The organism is Pseudorhodoferax sp. Leaf265, from assembly GCF_001422365.1.
Classification (GTDB): Bacteria; Pseudomonadota; Gammaproteobacteria; order Burkholderiales; family Burkholderiaceae_C; genus Pseudorhodoferax.
This window is the reverse complement of the sequence record NZ_LMMT01000039.1, coordinates 490,660-509,949: the sequence shown is the minus strand read 5'-3', so window position 1 is coordinate 509,949 and position 19,290 is coordinate 490,660. Positions and strand designations below refer to the sequence as shown.

The 19,290-nt window shown below is 70.0% G+C and carries 16 protein-coding genes; 8 read left to right on the top strand and 8 right to left on the bottom strand.

Annotated features, from left to right (window positions below):
* Nucleotides 1-9: 9 nt before the first annotated feature.
* From ASF45_RS31300 to ASF45_RS31290, 3 genes are read right to left on the bottom strand one after another with little or no spacing between them, the layout of a single operon-like run.
* On the bottom strand, nucleotides 10-3,084 hold the full coding sequence (locus ASF45_RS31300; RefSeq protein ID WP_056672785.1) for an efflux RND transporter permease subunit: 3,075 nt from the start codon (nucleotides 3,082-3,084) through the stop codon (nucleotides 10-12).
* Nucleotides 3,081-4,199: an efflux RND transporter periplasmic adaptor subunit gene (locus ASF45_RS31295; RefSeq protein WP_056672784.1), complete on the bottom strand. Its 1,119-nt coding sequence runs from the start codon at nucleotides 4,197-4,199 to the stop codon at nucleotides 3,081-3,083. Before ASF45_RS31295 ends, ASF45_RS31300 begins: the two co-directional genes overlap by 4 nt.
* Nucleotides 4,196-5,644: an efflux transporter outer membrane subunit gene (locus ASF45_RS31290; protein WP_056672783.1), complete on the bottom strand. Its 1,449-nt coding sequence runs from the start codon at nucleotides 5,642-5,644 to the stop codon at nucleotides 4,196-4,198. Before ASF45_RS31290 ends, ASF45_RS31295 begins: the two co-directional genes overlap by 4 nt.
* A gap of 125 nt (nucleotides 5,645-5,769) precedes the next feature.
* On the opposite strand from ASF45_RS31290, the gene ASF45_RS31285 reads away from it, so the two are divergent.
* From ASF45_RS31285 to ASF45_RS31275, 3 genes are all read left to right on the top strand, one after another.
* Entirely contained in the window at nucleotides 5,770-6,465 is a 696-nt protein-coding gene (locus ASF45_RS31285; RefSeq protein WP_056672782.1) for a response regulator transcription factor, read from the top strand.
* Between the two features lie 6 nt (nucleotides 6,466-6,471).
* Complete coding sequence (locus tag ASF45_RS31280) at nucleotides 6,472-7,503, top strand: ATP-binding protein (RefSeq protein ID WP_056672781.1); 1,032 nt, start codon at nucleotides 6,472-6,474, stop codon at nucleotides 7,501-7,503.
* Between the two features lie 141 nt (nucleotides 7,504-7,644).
* Nucleotides 7,645-9,399 (top strand): ABC transporter ATP-binding protein, encoded by a 1,755-nt coding sequence (locus tag ASF45_RS31275; RefSeq protein WP_056672925.1) that lies wholly within the window; start codon nucleotides 7,645-7,647, stop codon nucleotides 9,397-9,399.
* 1 nt (nucleotide 9,400) lies between these two features.
* On the opposite strand, the gene ASF45_RS31270 is transcribed toward ASF45_RS31275, so the two are convergent.
* A complete protein-coding gene (locus tag ASF45_RS31270) occupies nucleotides 9,401-10,195 on the bottom strand; it encodes an IclR family transcriptional regulator (protein ID WP_056672780.1) in 795 nt (264 codons plus the stop codon).
* A gap of 178 nt (nucleotides 10,196-10,373) precedes the next feature.
* Between ASF45_RS31270 and ASF45_RS31265 the strand changes: the two genes are divergently transcribed.
* From ASF45_RS31265 to ASF45_RS31250, 4 genes are read left to right on the top strand one after another with little or no spacing between them, the layout of a single operon-like run.
* Nucleotides 10,374-11,138 (top strand): ABC transporter substrate-binding protein, encoded by a 765-nt coding sequence (locus ASF45_RS31265; RefSeq protein ID WP_056672779.1) that lies wholly within the window; start codon nucleotides 10,374-10,376, stop codon nucleotides 11,136-11,138.
* A gap of 22 nt (nucleotides 11,139-11,160) precedes the next feature.
* Nucleotides 11,161-11,829 (top strand): ectoine/hydroxyectoine ABC transporter permease subunit EhuD, encoded by a 669-nt coding sequence (gene ehuD, locus ASF45_RS31260; protein ID WP_056672778.1) that lies wholly within the window; start codon nucleotides 11,161-11,163, stop codon nucleotides 11,827-11,829.
* Nucleotides 11,826-12,569 carry an amino acid ABC transporter ATP-binding protein gene (locus tag ASF45_RS31255; protein WP_056672777.1) on the top strand — a complete coding sequence of 248 codons (744 nt, stop codon included), beginning with the start codon at nucleotides 11,826-11,828 and terminating at the stop codon, nucleotides 12,567-12,569. The genes ehuD and ASF45_RS31255 overlap by 4 nt, the downstream gene beginning before the upstream one ends.
* Nucleotides 12,566-13,891, top strand: coding sequence for an FAD-binding oxidoreductase (locus tag ASF45_RS31250; RefSeq protein WP_056672776.1), 1,326 nt, complete (start codon nucleotides 12,566-12,568; stop codon nucleotides 13,889-13,891). Before ASF45_RS31255 ends, ASF45_RS31250 begins: the two co-directional genes overlap by 4 nt.
* Nucleotides 13,892-13,901: 10 nt before the next feature.
* On the opposite strand, the gene ASF45_RS31245 is transcribed toward ASF45_RS31250, so the two are convergent.
* The 4 genes from ASF45_RS31245 to ASF45_RS31230 are packed head-to-tail and all read right to left on the bottom strand — an operon-like array spanning nucleotide 13,902 to nucleotide 18,153.
* Complete coding sequence (locus ASF45_RS31245; protein WP_056672775.1) at nucleotides 13,902-14,372, bottom strand: C40 family peptidase; 471 nt, start codon at nucleotides 14,370-14,372, stop codon at nucleotides 13,902-13,904.
* Nucleotides 14,373-14,376: 4 nt separating this feature from the next.
* Complete coding sequence (gene lolA, locus ASF45_RS31240) at nucleotides 14,377-15,036, bottom strand: outer membrane lipoprotein chaperone LolA (protein ID WP_082551378.1); 660 nt, start codon at nucleotides 15,034-15,036, stop codon at nucleotides 14,377-14,379.
* A gap of 32 nt (nucleotides 15,037-15,068) precedes the next feature.
* The gene (locus ASF45_RS36990; RefSeq protein WP_056672774.1) at nucleotides 15,069-17,435 is read right to left on the bottom strand and encodes a DNA translocase FtsK; all 2,367 of its coding nucleotides are present in this window, start codon (nucleotides 17,433-17,435) and stop codon (nucleotides 15,069-15,071) included.
* 37 nt (nucleotides 17,436-17,472) lie between these two features.
* On the bottom strand, nucleotides 17,473-18,153 hold the full coding sequence (locus tag ASF45_RS31230; protein WP_056672773.1) for a Crp/Fnr family transcriptional regulator: 681 nt from the start codon (nucleotides 18,151-18,153) through the stop codon (nucleotides 17,473-17,475).
* A 159-nt stretch (nucleotides 18,154-18,312) separates the two neighbouring features.
* Between ASF45_RS31230 and trxB the strand changes: the two genes are divergently transcribed.
* Nucleotides 18,313-19,263 carry a thioredoxin-disulfide reductase gene (gene trxB / locus ASF45_RS31225; RefSeq protein WP_056672772.1) on the top strand — a complete coding sequence of 317 codons (951 nt, stop codon included), beginning with the start codon at nucleotides 18,313-18,315 and terminating at the stop codon, nucleotides 19,261-19,263.
* The last annotated feature ends 27 nt before the right edge of the window (nucleotides 19,264-19,290 follow it).

The window sequence follows — 19,290 nt, the reverse complement described above, 5'->3', positions numbered from 1 at the left end:
GCCGGCGCTTCATGCACTGGAACGCCGGGACGGCAGCAACCGGCGCAGCCACTGCAGCAGGTCGTCCACATAGGTGAACACCACGGGCACGACCAGCAGGCTCAGCACGGTCGAGGTGAGCAGGCCGCCGATCACCACGATCGCCATCGGCTGCCGGAAGCTCGGCTCCGCGCCCAGGCCCAGCGCGTTGGGCAGCATGCCGGCGGCCATGGCGATGGTCGTCATGACGATGGGCCGCGCCCGCTTGTGGCAAGCGTCGACCACCGCATCAAGGCGTGCCAGTGCGCGGTCGCGCCGCGCGACGATGGCGTACTCCACCAGCAGGATCGAGTTCTTGGTCACGATGCCCATCAGCATCAGCACGCCGATGACCACCGGCATCGAGAACGACTGGTTCGTGAGCCAGAGCGCGCCGAACGCGCCACCGAAGGCCAGTGGCAGCGCGCACAGGATGGTGGCGGGCTGCAGGAAGTCGTGGAACAGCAGCACCAGCACCGCATAGATGCAGAACACGCCGATGGCCATCGCCGTGCCGAAGCTGGTGAACAGCTCGGCCATGCGCTGCAGCTCGCCTTGTTCCACCAGGCGCACGCCGGCGGGCAGCGCGGTGAACGCCGGCAAGGCCATGGCCTCGCGTTGTACTTCGCCGAGCGCGCGGCCGTTGAGCTCCACGCTCAACGTCACATTGCGGGAGCGGTCCAGGCGGTCGATCTGCGCGGGCCCGCTGCCCATGGCCACGTCCGCCACCGCACCGAGGCTGACCGTGCCCTGCGCCCCCTGCACGCGCAGCCGGGCCACCGCGTCCATGTCGGCGCGCACGGCGTCGTCCATGCGCACGCGGATCGCGATCTGGCGCTCGGGCAGGTTGAGCTTGGGCAGCGCCGTCGCGTAGTCGCCATAGGTCGCGAGCCGCACGGCGTCGGCCAGCGCCTCGGCGGTGACGCCCAGGGCCGCGGCGCGCGCATGGTCAGGCCGCACCTGGACCTCCGGCCGCTGCAGGGCCGCGCTCGACGTCACGTTGCCGATGCCCTGGAGCGAGCGCAGCTGCTGCTCGGCCTGTTGCGCGGCCTGGTTCAGCAGGTCGGCATCGTCGCCGGCCAGCGTGATCTCCAGGGTCGAACCGGTGCTGCTGCCGCTGACGGTCACGCGCACGCCGGGAATGGCCCGCAGCTGCGCGCGCATGGCGGCCTCGACCTGGGACTGCTTGCGCGCGCGGTCGCCCCGGTCCACCAGGTCGACCGTGAGCGTGGCACTGCCGACATCGGTGGTGGAGGTGGTGGCCATGCCGCTGCCGGAGCTGGCCGTGCCGGCGGCCATGAACACGGACCGCACCTCGGGCATGGCGCTCAGGATCTGCTGCGCCTGCCGGCTGGTGGCGACGGTCTGCTCCAGCGTGGCGTCGGGGCCGAGCTGGAGCGTCACCGTGCTCTGGGCCTTGTCCTGCGCCGGCATGAACGCCGTCGGGATCGACAGCGCCAGGCCCAGCGACAGCACCAGGAAGAGGAGCGCGGCCGCGGCCGTGGACTTGCGGTGCTGCAGCACGCCGCGCACCCAGCCCAGGTAGCGTGTCATGGTGGGCCCGTCCGTCGCTGCGCCGTGCAGGTGCGCAGCTTTGGGCCTGAGCAGGTAGGCCGCCATCATCGGCGTGAGCAGCCGCGCCACCAGCAATGACGCCAGCACGGCGACCGAGGCCGTCACGCCGAACTGGCGGAAGAACTTGCCCGGGATGCCGCCCATGAAGGCCGTGGGCAGGAACACCGCCACCAGCGTGAAGGTGGTGGCGATGACCGCCAGGCCGATCTCGTCCGCGGCCTCCATCGCGGCCTGGTAGGGCGTCTTGCCCATCAGCAGGTGGCGCTCGATGTTCTCGATTTCCACGATCGCGTCGTCGACCAGCACGCCGACCACCAATGACAGTGAGAGCAGCGTGATGGTGTTGAGCGAGTAGCCCGCCAGCGCCATGAAGGCGAAGGCCGGCGCGATGGACAGCGGCAGCGCCGCCGCTGCGATGAGCGTGGCGCGCAGGTCGCGCAGGAACCAGCCCACCACCAGCACGGCCAGCACCGCGCCTTCGAGCAGCAGCTCCATGGAGCCTTGGTAGTTCTCCTCGATCGGCGTGACGGTGTTGCTGGCCTCGGCGATGCGCAGCTCGGGGTGCGCGGCGGAGAACTTCTGCAGCGCCGCGCGCACGCCGTCGGCGACGCCGACATCCGAGAAGCCCCGCGAGCGCTTGACCTGGAAGCCGATCACCTGCCTGCCGTCGCGCAGCGCCATGGTCGTGCGCTCGGCATGCGTGTCGCGGATGCGGGCGATCTGGTCCAGCCGCACATAGCGGCCATCGGCCAGCGGCACCGTGATGGCCGCGACCTCGGCGGCCGAGCCCGCGGTGGCCAGGGTGCGGCTGGACTGCTTGCGCCCGCCCACGAACAGCTCGCCGCCCGAGGATTCCTTCTGCGTCGCCTTGAGCCGCGTGGACACGTCGGCCGGCGTGACGCCCAGGCCGGCCATCAGCACCGAATCGAGGTCGACGTGGACTTCGCGGCTGACCCCGCCCACGCGCGCCACGGAGCCCACGCCCGGCACGGCCAGCAGGCTCTTGGTGACCTGGTTGTCGACGAACCAGGACAGGTCCTGCTCGTCCATCGATGGCGCGTCGATGGTGTAGGTCAGCAGCGCGCTGCTGGCCGTGGTCAGCTTGGAGACCGTGGGCGACGCCATGCTGGCGGGCAGGTCGGCCTGGGCACCGTCGACCGCGTTGCGGACCTCGTTCAGCGCCTCCTCGGAATTCTTGTCGATCTCGAAGCTGACGCCGATGGTCACCGCGCCGTCGGTGATGGTCGTGGTGATGTGGTCCAGGCGGCCCAGCGATGCGAGCTTGTCCTCGATCTTGCGCGCGACCTCGGTCTCCAGCTGGGCCGGCGCGGCGCCTTCGAGCGACGCGGAGACCTGGATGGTCGGCAGGTCGGTGTCGGGAAAGTCCTGGATCTGCAGCGACCGGAAGCCGATGAGCCCCAGCACCGTGAGCAGGATGAAGGTCAGGACGGCCGGGACCGGGTTGCGGATCGACCAGGACGAGACATTCATCGCGCGGCCTCCTGGCGCGCCACCGTCACCTGCACGCCATCGGACAGGAAGGCGCCGCCGCTGGCCACGACACGCGCATCGGCGGGCATGGGCGACAGCAGCTCGACCCGGCCGTCCTGGCGGCGGCCCGTCGTCACGGCCTGCGCGGACACCTTGTCGTCGGTATCCACGAGGTAGACATAGGCGCGTCCGTCGCGCATCACGATCGCCGACTGGGGCAGCGTGACCGCCGGCACGCTGCCCAGCCGGAGCTGGCCGCTGGCGAACATGCCGGCGCGTGCGGTGCCGCCGCTGTCCAGGCTGACATACACCGTGGCGCGGCCGGTGGTGGTCGACAAAGTCGGCGCCGCGACGCGCACGGTGCCTGTGATGCGTTCGCCGTCGGGCAGCGTCAGCGCTGCCTTCTGCCCGGCTTGCACGGAAGCGATGGCGGTGGCATCGAGTTCGGGCCGCCATTCGAGCCGGCCCTGCCGAACCAGGCGCAGGAGCTCGGTGCCCGCGCTCGCCACGTTGCCGACGATCCCGGTCCTGGACGACACCACCCCGTCGTCCGGGGCCAGCACACGCGTCTGTGCGAGCTTGAGTTGCACGCTGTCCAGGTCTGCCTGCGACGCTTGGAGCGTCGCGCGCGCCGTCGCCTCCGAGATGCGGTACTCCTCGATCTGCTGGTCGGACAGCGAGCCGCTCGCCCCCACGGCGTCGGCACGCCGCACATAAGCGCTGGCCTGTTCGAGGCTGCTGCGCGCTTGCGCGACCACCGCCTGCTGCTTGCGCAGCTCGACCTGCAGGCTGTCGTCCGCCAGACGCGCGAGCACCTGCCCGCGCCGGACCACGGCACCGACATCCACCAGCAACTCGGCCACGCGCAGGCCGCCGGTCTCGGGGCTCACGACGATCTCCTGCCACGGCGCGATGGGCCCGCTGCCGGACAGGGTCTGCGGCCAATCGCGGTGGTCGGGCGCGGTCACCGCTACCGTCATGGCGCTGGCCGGCGTGGAAGCCGCCGGGGCGTTCGCGGGAGGCCGCAGCAGCAGGGCTGCACCGGCGACCGCCAGCACAACGCACACGGCGACGAGGGCGCGGCTTCGGATCCTGGGTTTGGACGGGGTGATCATGGCTTCTCGGTCTGGTCGTCGGCCGTTGTCTGGGGCTGCGCAACCGGGGTGCCGGGTTGCCATCCGCCGCCGACGGCCTTGTAGAGCGCGATCCAGTACTGGACGCGGTTCTGCTGCAGGGTGATCTCGGTGAGCTCGGCCGACAGCGCGGAGCGCCGGGCTTCCTCCAGCGTGAGCAGGCTGGTGCGGCCCGCGCGCCAGTTGCGTTCGCTCGACAGGAAGTAGCTCCGGTATTCGCGCGCGGCGGTGGCGGCCTGGTCCGCGCGCCGGCCGGCGCCGTCCAGGTTCAGCAGCGCTTCTTCCACGTCGCGCACGACGGCCCGCACACCCTGCCGGTAGCTGGCCAGCGCCGACAGGTGGTTGGCCTGGGCGGTGTCGACCGCCGCGCGCCGCTGCCCGCCGTCGAACAGCGGGATCGACAGCGACGGCCCGAACGACCACAGCGTGGCCGGCGAGGCGAGGCTGCTGGCCGACACGCTGACCGAGCCACCGAGGGACAGGCTGGGATACAGATCGGCCTGGGCCGCACCGATCTCGGCGCCCGTGGCGGCCACCTCGCGCTCGAGCGCGGCCAGGTCGGGGCGCTGGCGCAGCACCTGCGCCGGCACCGCCTGCACCTGCAGCGCGGCGGGCTGTGGAATGCGCTCCTCGCCGCCTGCGAGCAGCGCGCGCAACGAAGGCTCGTCGGCCCCTGTGAGGTAGACCAGCGACTTGACGAGCAGGCCGCATTGCGTGCGTTGCTGCAGCAGGCTCGACTGTGCGCTGGCGAGGCCCGCGCGCGCCAGCGCAGCGTCCGATGGCGCGGTGAAGCCGGCCTGCACGGCGGTGGCGGTGGCACGCTCGGTGGCGGCCGTCGAATCGGCTTCGCGCTGGTAGGCATCGGCGAGCAGCATGCAGGCGCGGTACTGCACATAGGTGTCCGCGACCTCGGCCGCGAGCGAGACGCGGGCATCGTGCCAGTCGGCGGTGCGCGCCTCGACCCGCGCCTCGGAAGCCTGGGCGTTGCGGCGCAGCTTGCCGAACAGGTCGATCTCCCAGGAGGCATCGAAGCCGGCGCTGCGCGAGGTGCCTGAGGCCACCGACTGGCCCGACTGCAACTGGTTGCTGCGCGAGGCCGATGCGTTGGCGCTCACGCCCGGCAGCGCCTGCGCCCGCGTGCTGCGCAGCGTCGCACGGGCCTTCTCGATGCGGGCCCAGGCCTGCGTGAGCGTGGGGCTGTCGCGTTCGGCCATCTCCACCAGGCGGGCGATGCGGTCGTCGTCGAACTGCTGCCACCATTGCTGCAGGTCGCCGGCGCTGCCGCCGTGGGGCAACTGCGCCTGCCAGGCCAGCGGCGCGCGCGGCTGCGGCGCGTCTTCGAGGCGGGCCGTGGCGCAGGCGGCCAGGCTCCACGCGACGCAGACCGCCAGGGGCATGGCCAGCAGGAAACGGGGGGGTGCTTTCATCAGATCTTCTTCCTGCGCCGAGCGTAGGAGCGTCTGCTGTTGGCTGCGGTCAGCCAGCGTTAAGCTGGGTAAATGTCGGCTGCCACGCGCCGGCCCACAGCCGGATCGGCGCCATACTCGTGCCGATGCACAGGGTTCTGCTTGTCGACGACGACGTCGACCTCACATCGATGCTGTCGCTGTACATCTCGCGCGAAGGCTTCGAGGTGCGCGTGGCGAACGACGGCGAGGCGGGCGTGCACGAGGCGCTGCGCGGCGGCTACGCCCTCGTCGTGCTGGACATCATGATGCCGCGCCTGTCCGGCATGGAGGCGCTGCGCCGCATCCGCACCGCGAGCAATGTGCCGGTGCTCATGCTCACCGCGCGCGGCGACAACGTCGACCGCATCGTCGGCCTGAACATGGGCGCCGACGACTACGTGCCCAAGCCCTGCACGCCCGGCGAGCTGGTGGCGCGCATCCACGCGATCCTGCGGCGCACCGGGAGCCGCAGCGAACCGGAGGCGGCGAACACGGCGCAGGCGCTGACGGCCGGGGCCCTGACCTTGCATCCCGGCACGCGCCAGGCCATCTGGCACGGCGCGCCGCTGGAGCTCACGGGCACCGAGTTCAGCCTGCTGGAAGTGCTGGCGCGCCACGCCGGGCAGCTGACCAGCAAGCAGGACATCTCGCAGGCTGCCTTCGGCAGGCCGCTCACGCGCTTCGACCGCCGCATCGACGTGCACATCAGCAGCATCCGCCAGAAGCTGGGCCTGCGCGACGACGGCCGCTCGTGGATCCAGAGCGTGCGCGGCCTGGGCTACCAGCTGCTGAAGGATTGAGAACCCATGTCGCGGCCCACGCGCCTGTTCCGCAAGCTGCTGCTCGTGCTGTCGAGCTGCATGATCTCCAGCATCGGGTTCACGGCGCTGTACCTGTGGCTGATCGGGGTGACGCCGCCGCCGGGCGATCCGGTGTTCAAGGTGGGCGGACTCCCGTTGGTGCCGCTCATGATCGCGGTGCTCGCCAGCCTGGTGTTCGGCGCGTTCCTGGCCTGGTATCTCTCGCGGCCGCTCGAACACCTGCGCTGGGGGCTGCAGCGCATGGCCGAAGGCGAGTTGGGCACGCGCGTCGAGCCGCTGATGAACGGGCGCCGCGACGAAATCACCGACCTGGCGCACGACATCGACGGCATGGCTGCGCAGCTGCAGGCCATGATCGCCGCGCGCGACCGGCTGCTGCACGACATCTCCCACGAGCTGCGCTCGCCGCTGTCGCGCATCCAGGCGGCGATCGGGCTGCTCCGGCAGGGTTCGGCGCCGGCTGACGCCATGGTCGATCGCGTGGAGCGGGAGACCGAAGGGCTGGATGCGCTGATCGACGAGATGCTCACGCTGCACCGGCTGACGGCAGCGGCACCGGTCGCGCGCAGCGCGGTCGACGTGGTGGAGATCCTGCACGACATTGCCGCCGACGCGGACTTCGAGGCGCGCGCGAAGAACCGGTCCGTGCGCATCGCAACGCCAGAACACTTTGTGGCCCAGGTCGATGGCGACCTGGTCTACCGCGCGTTCGAGAACGTGATCCGCAACGCGGTGAAGCACACCGCCGAGGGGAGCACGGTGGACGTGTGTGCGCGCGCCGGCGCCGACGGCGCGCAGCTCGAAGTGGTCGTCAGCGACTGCGGGCCGGGCGTGCCGCCCGACATGCTGGAAGCCATCTTCGAGCCCTTCGTGCGCATCGAGCAGCACGACGCGGGCCGGGGTGCCGGCCTGGGGCTGGCGATCGCACGCAGCGCGGTGCTGGCCCACGGCGGCGCGATCGGTGCATCGCTCGCCGACAACGGCGGCCTGCGCATCAGGATCGCACTGCCGCCTTGACAGGCGCTGGCGAAGGCAGGCTGCACCGTGGGCCTGGCTGACGCGCCGGGGGCGATCGCAACCGCGCCGGCGCGCAACTGGTACAACGCATGGCCAGCGCCGGCAGCCCAGGGCCGCGCGCGCCGTTACCGCATCGCTTCCATGACCTCCTCCACCGGACCGACCACACCAGCCCATGCCGCGCGCGAACTCTATGGCGCACTCTGGCGCCATGCCGAGGGCGCACGCGGCCAGCTCCTCGGCGCGCTGACCCTGCTGGGCGGCGCCCAGCTGATCCGCCTGGCCATGCCGTGGCTGGCCGCGCAAGCCATCAACGCGCTGCAACGCACGCAGCTGCAGACCTCGGCGCTGTGGATTGCTGCGCTGATGGCGGTGTACCTGGTGTCCTGGCTGCTGCACGGCCCCGGCCGCGTGCTGGAGCGCAACGTGGCCGTGCACGTGCGCGAGCAGCTCGGCGACCGGCTCTATGCGCGCATCGCGGGCGCGCCGCTGGCCTGGCACGGCACCCAGCATTCGGGCGAGCTGCAGCACCGCGTGCACCAGGCCAGCCGCGCGCTGGCCGACTTCGCGCAGAACCAGTTCGTCTACCTGCAGAACATCGTCAACTTCTTCGGGCCGCTGGTTGCGCTGACCCTGCTGTCGCGCAGCAGCGGCGCGCTGGCGCTGGGCGGCTACCTGCTGATCGCCGTGGTCGTCCTGCGCTTCGACCGCGCGCTGATGCTGCTGGCGCGCCAGGAGAACGACGCCGACCGGCGCTACGTGGCCGCGCTGGTCGACTTCATCGGCAACACCGCCACCGTGATCGGCCTGCGGCTGGCCTCGGCCTCGCGCGCGCTGATGCGGCTGCGCATGCGCGCGGTGTCGGGCCCGCTCAGGCGCGCCACCATCGTCGGCGAAGGCAAATGGTTCACGGTCGACATCCTGGGGCTGGCGCTGACCTGGGGCCTGGTGGTGCTCTACGTGTGGCAGACGCGCACGCCCGGCGAGGCCGTGCTGCTGGGCGGCGTGTTCATGATCTACCAGTACGCGCAGCAGACCGCCGGCGTGATCGGCTCCATGGCCGGCAACTTCCAGAGCTTCGCGCGCATGCACACCGACTACCGCAGCGCCGAGCCGCTGCTGACCGCGCCGCAGCGCGCCGAGGAGGCGGCCGAGGCACTGGACGCGGATGCGCGCTGGCGCCAACTGGCGCTGCGCGGGCTGCACTGGCACTACACCGACAGCGCCCGCGGTGGTGGTCTGCGCGAAGTCGACCTGCAGCTGCAGCGCGGCCAGCGCGTGGCGCTGGTCGGCCCCAGCGGCGGCGGCAAGAGCACGCTGCTGCGCGTGCTGGCGGGCCTGTACCCGCCCACGTCCGGCCAACTGCTGCTGGACGGCCAGCCGCAGGACTGGGCGCAGCTGCGCAACATCGCCACGCTGATTCCGCAGGAGACCGAGGTGTTCGAGGCCAGCGTGCGCGAGAACCTGGCATTTGGCCTGCCGCAGCACGACGCCGACCTGCTGGCCGCGATCCACACCAGCGCCTTCGACGAAGTGCTGGCCGGCCTGCATGGCAATCTGGACACGCCCCTGACCGAGCGCGGCGCCAACCTCTCGGGCGGCCAGCGCCAGCGCCTGTGCCTGGCGCGCGGTGTGCTGGCCGCGCGCGGCAGCTCGCTGCTGCTGCTGGACGAACCGACCAGCGCGCTCGACCCGGCCACCGAGGGGCGCGTGCTGGACCGCATCGCGGAAGCGTTCCCGCAGGCCTGCGTGATCGCCTCGGTCCACCGCATGGGCCTGCTGTCGCACTTCGACCAGGTGGTGCTCATGGAGGCCGGCCGCGTGCGCGATGCCGGGCCGCGCGATGCGGTGCTGGCGCGCCAGCCGCAATTGCGCGCGCAAGCCGCACCGGGCTGAGTCAGTCGATCAGCCGCGCCGAACTCGACACCGCGCGCGCGCACTGCAGCAGTGCCGGCGCCAGCCGCTGCCTGGCCTCCTCCATGGTCCAGCGGCTGGTGGGCGCCACCACGTGCACGGCGGCCACCGGCCGCCCGCGCGCGCCGAGCACCGGCGCGGCCAGTGTCATGTCGCCCAGGTACAGCTCCTCCTGGTTGGTGGCGTAACCGCGTTCGCGGGCCTGGCGCACCGCGTCCATGATGTCGTCCACCTGGGTTTTGGTGGCGGCGGTGTGCGCCACCCGGTCGGAGCGCTGCACCAGCGCGCGCGCCTCGTCCTCGGGCAGCGCGCTAAGCCAGGCCCGCCCCGAGGCGGCGCAGTACATCGGGATGCGGCTGCCGATGGGCATGTGCACCGGCACCGACTGGGCGCTCACGAAGCGCGCCACGTAGACCATGTCCAGCCCGTCGGGCTCGGTCAGGTTGCAGGTCTCGGCCGAGAGCTTGGCCAGTTCGGCCAGGAACGGATTGGCCGCGTCGATCAGCGCATTGGCCGCCAGGTAGGCGAAGCCGATCTCCATGGCCCGCGGCGTGAGCTGGTAGCGCCGCGTGGCCGGATGCTTGCGGATGTAGCCCAGCTGCTCGAAGGTGAAGACCATGCGCTGCGCCGAACTCTTGTTGATGCCGGCGGCTTCGGCGATCTCGGCCAGATGCATGGTGCGGCGCTGGGCATTGAAGGCCCGCAGCACCGCCAGGCCCTTCTCGACCGATTGGTTGAACAACAGGTGGCGCTCTTCGCCGGGAGGAATCTCCGTCATGGATGCTCTCGTCCTAAAAATCGCATATCGATTTGCAAGTGGTGCTTGTCACCATATCAGATTCAACAAGAGATGTTGTTAAATCATTTTGTTGCATGCGTGTTGCATGGAGCAATTTCATCACGCTTGCGTGCCCCATTGTGGTTCCTGTATTCCGCCGTCCAGAAGGAGTTTCACCATGCCATCGTTCACCCGCCGCTTCGCACTCGCCGCCTGCGCCACCGCATTGGCTCCCCTGGCCCCCCTGGCCCATGCCCAGGGGGCCAGGACGCTGAAGATCGGCGCCACGGCGACCGGCATTCCGTTCACCTTCCTGGACGTCAAGTCCAACACCATCCAGGGCATGATGGTGGACACCGCCACGGCGGTGGCCAAGGCAGCCGGCTACCAGGTCGAGGTGCAGCAGACGGTGTTCTCCGCGCTGATCCCCTCGCTCACCGGCAACAAGATCGACGTGATCTCCGCGGCCATGCTCAAGACCGCGGCGCGCGCCGAGGTGGTGGACTTCAGCAGCCCGGTGTACTCCTACGGCGAAGGCCTCATCGTCAAGGCCGAGGACCCCAAGGCCTACACCTCGCTGGACGAGCTCAAAGGCGAGATCGTCGGTGCCCAGGTCGGCACCGTGTTCCTGGACATGCTGAACAAGAAGGGCATCTTCAAGGAGGTGCGCAGCTACGACTCGGTGGCCGACATGACGCGCGACCTCGCGCTGGGCCGCATCAAGGCGGGCCTGGGCGACCAGCCCATCATGGCCTACCAGATCCAGCAGAACACCTTCAAGGGCATCAAGCTCGTCGCCGGCTACCAGCCCGTGAACGTGGGCGATGTCTGCCTGGTGGTGCGCAAGGGCGACGCCGAATTGCTGGCCAGCCTGAACAAGGCCATCGCCGCGGTCAAGGCCGACGGCACGCTGGCCGCCATCGTCAAGAAGTGGGGCATCTGAGCCGCGGCCTGCAGGTTCTGCCATGAATGCCCCGACCTTCCTCCAGCACGCCCGCGACTTCCTGCCCATCCTGCTGCAGGGGGCGGTGGTCACGGTGCAGGTGACCGTGCTGGCCTTTCTGCTGAGCAGCGTGCTCGGGCTGGCGCTGGCGCTGCTCAAGCTCTCGCCCTACCGCCCCGTGGCCTGGTTCGGCGCCACGGTGGTGAATCTGATCCGCGGCCTGCCGATCATCGTGCAGCTGTTCTACATCTATTTCGTGCTGCCCGACCTGGGCATCCAGCTCACGGCCTTCCAGGCCGGCGTGATCGGCCTGGGCATCGCGTACTCGGCCTACCAGGCCGAGAACTTCCGCGCCGGCATCGAGGCGGTGGAGCCGGGGCAGCGCGAGGCTGCGCAGGCCATGGGCATGCGCTCGGCCATGGTGATGCGCCGCGTGATCCTGCCGCAGGCCTTCCGCATCGCGCTGCCGCCCTACGGCAACACGCTGGTGATGATGCTCAAGGACTCCTCGCTGGTCTCCACCATCACGGTGGCGGAGATGACGCGCGCCGGCCAGCTCATCGCCGCCTCCACCTTCCAGAACATGACGGTCTACACGCTGGTGGCCCTGCTCTACCTGCTAATGAGCCTGCCGCTGGTGTGGGCCCTGCGCCAGCTCGAAGCACGCCTGGGCGCGGGGAGAAAGCGATGATCCGCATCGACCAGCTGCACAAGCGCTACGGCGCACACGAGGTGTTGCGTGGCGTGAGCCTGCATGTGGATGCCGGCGAGGTGGTGTGCCTGATCGGACCCTCGGGCTCGGGCAAGTCCACGGTGCTGCGCTGCATCAACGGACTGGAATCCTACGAAAGCGGCCGCATCACGGCCTTCGGCCAGCCGGTGGACCGCGACAGCAAGGGCATCCACGCGCTGCGCAGCCGCATGGGCATGGTGTTCCAGCGCTTCAACCTGTTCCCGCACCGCGACGTGCTGGCCAACGTGATGGAGGGGCCGGTCCACGTCCGACGCGAGGACCCGCGCAAGGCGCGCGAGGCAGCGCTGGCGCTGCTGGAGAAGGTGGGCCTGTCGGACAAAGCGGCGGCGTATCCGGCCCAGTTGTCCGGCGGTCAGCAGCAGCGCGTGGCGATCGCCCGGGCGCTGGCGATGCGTCCGGAGGCCATGCTGTTCGACGAGCCGACCTCGGCACTCGACCCGGAACTGGTCGGCGACGTGCTGGGCGTCATGCGCACGCTGGCCGACGAGGGCATGACCATGGTGGTGGTCACGCACGAGATGGGGTTTGCGCGCGAGGTGGCCGACCGCGTCTGCTTCCTGCATGGCGGCGTGATCGTCGAGGAAGGCTCGGCCGAGCAGGTGCTCGGCGCACCGCGGCAGCCGCGCACGCAGGACTTCCTGCGGCGTGTTCTCAAGGGCGGCGAGGCCGTGGGATGACGAAGCCTGCACTGTCCGGCCCGCGCGAGGCTGCCACCGGCGCCCAGCCCCTGCCGCCATCGCTGTGGGCCGCGACCGCACCGCCGGCCCCACCCACGCCCGCGCTCGCCGACAGCGTGCGCACCGACGTGCTGGTGGTCGGCGGCGGCTACACCGGCCTGTCGACCGCCCTGCACCTGGCCGAGGCCGGTGTCGCCGTGCGCGTGCTGGAGGCACAGGAGCCGGGGTGGGGGGCCTCCGGGCGCAATGGCGGCCAAGTCAACCCCACGCTCAAGCACGACCCGCAGGACCTGCTGCGCCTGTACGGCCCCGAACGCGGGGAGGCGCTGGTGCAGGCCGTCGCGCGCTCGGCCGACCTGGTGTTCGACCTGATCGCCCGCCACCGCATCGACTGCCAACCGGTGCGCCAGGGCTGGCTGCAGGTGGGCTACACCGACGAGGCGGTGGCGGCCATGCACGCGCGCGCGCGCCAATGGACAGCGCGCGGCGAGCCGGTGCAGATGCTGGCGCGCGGCGCGCTGGCGCAGCGCCTGGGCAGCAACGCCTTCGCCGGCGGCTGGCTGGACGGCCGGGCCGGCGCGATCCAGCCGCTGGCCTATGCGCGCGGCCTGGTGCGTGCCGCGCAGGCGGCCGGCGCCATGGTGCATGGCAGCACTCAGGTGGTGCAGCTGCAGCGCAGCGGGCAGCGCTGGCGCGCAACCACCGCCAGCGGTGCCGTGGTGGACGCAGACCGCGTGGTCATCGCCACCAACGGCTACACCGCGGCGCTGTGGCCGGGGCTGCGGCAGACCGTGCTCACGGCCAACAGTTTCATCGTCGCCACGCAACCGCTGCAGGGCGAGGCGGCGCGCAGCATCCTGGCTGGCGGCGAAACGGTCTCGACCTCGCAGCGCCTGCTGCTGTACTTCCGCCGCGACGCCGCGGGCCGGCTGCTGATGGGCGGGCGCGGGCACTTCGCCGACCCACGGGGGCCAGCCGATTTCGCCCACCTGGACCGCTCGCTGCAGCTGCTTTACCCCCAGTTGGGGCCGGTCGACTACGCCTACCGCTGGGCCGGCCGCATTGCCGTCACGCGCGACTTCATGCCGCATGTGCACGAGCCGGCGCCGGGGTTGAGCATCGCCCTCGGCTACAACGGCCGCGGCGTGGCCCTGGCCACCAGCATGGGCAAGCACCTGGCAGCGCGGCTGGTCCAGGCCGGTGCGGACTTTCCGTTTCCGGTCACACCGATCACGCCCATCCCCATGCACCGCTGGCAGCGCTTCTACATCGCAGCGGGCGTGGCCTGGTACAGCCTGCTGGACCGGGTCACGCGCAGCTGAGCGCGCAGGATCAAGGCCGGCGGAAAGCGACGGGCTGGCGCGACCAGTGGGGCCCGTCCAACCGGTCCAGCCGCACCGTGCCGCCCGTGGACGGCGCGTGCACGAAGCGGCCTTCGCCCACATAGATGCCGGCATGCGTGGCACGCGCGCCGAACACCACCAGGTCGCCGGTGCGCAGGATGCTGCGGTCCACTTCGGCACCCCAGCCGGCCAGCTGCGCCACCGTGCGCGGCGCCAGCACGGGCATCATGCCGTGGCGGTAGACGTAGCCGATCAGGCCGCTGCAGTCGAAGCCGCCATCGGGTGTGTTTCCGCCGTAGCGGTAGGGCGTGCCGACCAGTCCGAGCGCGTGGACGGCCACATCGCTTGCGGCGTCGGACGACAGGCGGCTCTCGGCGGGCTGGCGCCCGCGCGGCGGCGTCGTGCCGCAGGCTGCCAGCAAGGTGGCCAGCAGCAGCGGCAAAGCCAGGCGCCGCTGCATCGGTCTACTGGCGCAGCACGTCGGCACCGGCCGGCGGCTTGAACTGGAAGCTGCTGGCCGGCAGCGCCGGGTTGATCTCGACCTGTGTGAAGCGCAGCACGGAGCGCTGGCCGAAGCTGTCGGCGATCTCGAGCGCGGCCAGCTCGGGCCCCTTGTCGCCGGGCTTGAGGCCCACGCGCACGGACGACAACTGGCCGTCCTTGGCCTTGGGCGTGGCCTCGACCCACTGCAGGCCATCCCTGTCGGGCGCGGCCTTCAGGTCGAAGTCGGTGCGCAGCGCGGCCAGGTCGGGGGCGGCCGCCACGAGCGCGGCCGGCGTGGAGCCCAGCACATCGGCCTGCTTGCGCGCCGTGACCTGGTTCAGGTCCACATCGTGCATCCACAGCGTCTGGCCGTCGGCCACGATGGTCTGCTCGAAGGGCTTGGTGTAGTCGAAGCGAAAACGGCTCGGCCGCTGGAACGCGAAGCTGCCGCTGGAGGTCTTGCTGCGGGCCGCCTGGCCTTCGCGCGGCGGCGAGGTGACGGTCTGCGTGAAGGCCGCGCGGCCGCTCTTGACGGTCTTGACGAAGGCTTCGAGGCTGTCGAGCGCGTCGGCGTGGACGGCGGACAGGCCCAATGCGAGCAGACCGCCGATGGCCAGGGTCCGCAGGGGTTTGAATGGCATGGAGTCTGGGAGTCGGCCAGTGCGCACTTGGTTCATTCGGCGCGCTCGGGCACGAGGATCTCGCGCTGCCCGCTGCCGCTCATGGAGCTGACCAGCCCGGCCTTCTCCATGTCCTCGACCAGGCGCGCGGCGCGGTTGTAGCCGATCTTGAGGTGGCGCTGCACCAGCGAGATGCTGGGCTTGCGGTGCTTGAGCACGACCTCCACGGCCTGGTCGTACATCGGGTCCTTCTCGCCGCCATCTCCGCCCTCGCCACCATAGTCGGTGCTCTCGCCGTCGATGGTGCCGCCCTCGAGCACGCCTTCGATGTAGTCGGGCTCGCCTTGGCTCTTGAGGTAGGCCACCACGCGGTGCACTTCCTCGTCGCTGACGAAGGCGCCGTGCACGCGGATCGGCAGGCCGGTGCCGCTGGCCATGTAGAGCATGTCGCCCATGCCCAGCAGCGCCTCGGCGCCCATCTGGTCCAGGATGGTGCGGCTGTCGATCTTCGAACCCACCGAGAACGCGATGCGGGTCGGGATATTGGCCTTGATCAGGCCCGTGATCACGTCCACGCTGGGCCGCTGCGTGGCCAGGATCAGGTGGATGCCGGCCGCGCGCGCCTTCTGCGCCAGGCGTGCGATGAGTTCCTCGATCTTCTTGCCGACCACCATCATGAGGTCGGCCAGCTCGTCGATGATGACCACGATGTGCGGCTCGCGCTTGAGCGGCTCGGGATCGTCCGGCGTCAGGCTGAAGGGGTTGTAGATGAACTCCTCGCGCGCCATGGCCTCGTCGATCTTGGTGTTGTAGCCGGCCAGGTTGCGCACGCCCAGCTTGCTCATGAGCTTGTAGCGGCGCTCCATCTCGGCCACGCACCAGTTCAGGCCATGGGCGGCCTGCTTCATGTCGGTGACCACGGGCGCCAACAGGTGCGGAATGCCTTCGTAGACCGACATTTCCAGCATCTTGGGGTCGATCATCAACAGGCGCACATCGCGCGCCTCGGCCTTGTACAAGAGCGACAGGATCATCGCGTTGATGCCGACCGACTTGCCCGAACCCGTGGTGCCGGCCACCAGCACGTGCGGCATCTTGGCCAGGTCGGCCACGATGGGGTTGCCGACGATGTCCTTGCCCAGGCCCATGGTCAGCATGGACTTGGCCTCGTGGTAGACCTGCGAGCCCAGGATCTCGGACAGCTTGATCGACTGGCGCTTGGCGTTGGGCAATTCCAGCGCCATGTAGTTCTTGCCGGGGATGGTCTCGACCACGCGGATCGACACCAGCGACAGCGAGCGCGCCAGGTCCTTGGCCAGGCCCACGATCTGCGAACCCTTGACGCCCGTGGCCGGCTCGATCTCGTAGCGCGTGATGACGGGGCCCGGCGAGGCCAGCACCACGGTCACGTCGACGCCGAAGTCCTTGAGCTTCTTCTCGATCATGCGGCTGGTCATTTCCAGCGTGTCGTGCGAGACGGTCTCCTGGCGCTGCTGCGCGGCGTCCAGCAGGTCGACCTGCGGCAGGCGCGAATCGGGCATCTCGATGAACAAGGGCTTCTGGCGCTCCTTGACCACGCGCGCGCTGGGCGGCGGCTCGGCCAGTGTCTGCGGCTCGATGACCACCGGGGGCTTGGCCGGCTTGGGCGTGCGCACCAGTCGCGGCGGCTCCTCGCCGGCTTCAATGCGGTCTTCGAGCGCCTCCACCGGGTCCAGCGTGCCCTCGGCGCGTTCGCGCACGGCCTGCTTGCCCAGCGCACGGTCTTCGGCGGCCTCGCGCTTTTCGCGGCGCAGTTCGACCAGCGCATGCACCCGCGCGCCGACGCGCTCGGCCACCTGGGCCCAGGAGAAGCGGAACACCGCCGCCACGCCGATGATGCCGGCCACGATGGCGATCAGGCCGGAGCCAGCGAAGCCCAGCCACTTGGTGGCCAGCGGACCGACCAGGTAACCCAGCACGCCGCCGGCATCGCCGGGCAGGCCGGGTTCCAGCCGGTACAGGCGCGACCACTCCAGCACGCAGCTGGCCAGCAGCAGCACCGCCAAGCCGATGTAAAAGCCCAGCAGGCCCCCGCCGACGGCGCGGCGCGGCGGCTGGGCACCACGCATCCAGCGCGCCAGGTGGGTCAGCCAGGACCGCACGCCAGCGGCGACGCACCACCAGACCGAGTAGCCCAGGGCGAAGTAACTGAGATCGGCCACCAGGGCGCCGAGCCGGCCGCCCCAGTTGCGCGTGCCGCCCGGCCCTCCAGAGGTGGACCAGGCCGCATCCTGCGGCGAGTAGCTGATCAGAGCGATGAACCAGAACGACAGGGCCAAGAGGCCCAGCAGCAGGCTGAACTCGCGCGCGAAACGGACGATGCCCGAGCGCGGCGGCTCCGCGCCCTGTGATGAATTGAGGGTATTGAGCGAATAGGTCATGGGGGCAGCGCGCAAGCTTACCCGATGCCCTCCGGACTCAGGCCAGGCTGGTCAGCCGTTCCTTGATGTGGATGGCGCCGCTTTCCTGCGTCTCGATGTAGCCGCGCTCTTCGAGGTCCTTCATCACCCGGCTGACCATCTCACGCGAGGCGCCCACCATCTTGGCGATGTCCTGGCGCGAAATCTTGTCGCGGATCTGCAGCACGCCGGCCGCATCGGTGCTGGCCTGCTCCAGCAGCGCATGGGCGACGCGGCCGTACACGTCCATCAGGGCCAGCGATTCGATCTTCTGGTCGGCGCGGCGCAGGCGCTTGACCAGGCCCGTCATCACGGCGCGCGCCATCTGCGGGTTGTCGGCCACGCAGCGGTCGAACTCGGCGCGACCCAGCACCAGCACATCGGTCTGCACCTCGGCCAGCACCGTGGCCGAGTGCGGCTCGCTGTCGATCAGGCTCATCTCGCCAATACAGTCGGCCGGCCGCAGCGTGGCGATGATGACCTCGCGGCCACGCGAATCGGTGGTCACCACGCGGCAGCGGCCACTCAGCAGGATGAACAGCGCATTGGTCTTGCGGCCCTGCTCGACGATGGTCTCGCCGCGCTTGACGCGCCGCTTGCTGACCGCCTGCGCCACCAGATTGGCCTGCTCTCCGCTCAGCATGGAGAACAGGGGCACGCGCAACAGCAACTCCAGATTCGACAGCATCGACACGACCATGACTCCTTGTTGTTGGTTGACCCCCGCTCTGCAGAGCAAATGGCGATCAAGGGCAAAATCCACACCCTGCGGCGCGGGCAGGCGCCCTCGCTTGATTCTGTGGGAAAACACCTCACCTGTACACACTATGTGTGCAAATTCCGCTCGAAAGAACCGCTGATGTCGACTGAAAAACACGCCAAAGTCCTGATCCTGGGCTCGGGTCCCGCGGGATATACCGCCGCTGTCTACGCGGCACGCGCCAATCTGAAACCCTTGCTGATCACCGGCATCGCCCAGGGCGGTCAGCTCATGACCACCACCGAAGTCGACAACTGGCCCGCCGACGTGCATGGTGTACAAGGCCCCGAGCTGATGCAGCGCTTCTTGGAGCATGCGGAGCGCTTCAACACCGAGATCGTGTTCGACCACATCAACAAGGTCGACCTCAGCCAGCGCCCGTTCCGGTTGACGGGCGACAGCGGCACCTACACCTGCGATGCGCTGATCATCGCCACCGGCGCCTCGGCCCAGTACCTGGGCCTGCCTTCGGAAGAGGCCTTCATGGGCAAGGGCGTCTCGGCCTGCGCCACCTGCGACGGCTTCTTCTACCGCGACCAGGAGGTCTGCGTGGTGGGCGGCGGCAACACCGCCGTCGAGGAAGCGCTGTACCTGTCCAACATCGCACGCAAGGTGACGCTGGTGCACCGCCGCGACAAGTTCCGCGCCGAACCCATCCTGGTCGACAAGGTCGCGGAGAAGGTCAAGGAAGGCAAGATCGAGCTGCAGCTGTTCCAGACGCTGGACGAGGTCAAGGGAGACGCCAGCGGCGTCACCGGCATCCGCCTGAAGGACCAGCGCGATGGCTCCACCAAGGACATCGACCTCAAGGGCTGCTTCATCGCCATCGGCCACCGGCCCAACACCGAGATCTTCCAGGGCCAGCTGGAGATGAAGGACGGCTACATCGTGACCCAGTCGGGCCTGAAAGGCATGGCCACCATGACCAGCGTGCCCGGCGTCTTTGCCGCGGGCGACGTGCAGGACCACATCTACCGCCAGGCCATCACGAGCGCCGGCACCGGCTGCATGGCGGCGCTCGACGCCCAGCGCTTCCTGGAGCAGGAGTAAACGCGGCTATAATCGCGGGCTTTGCCG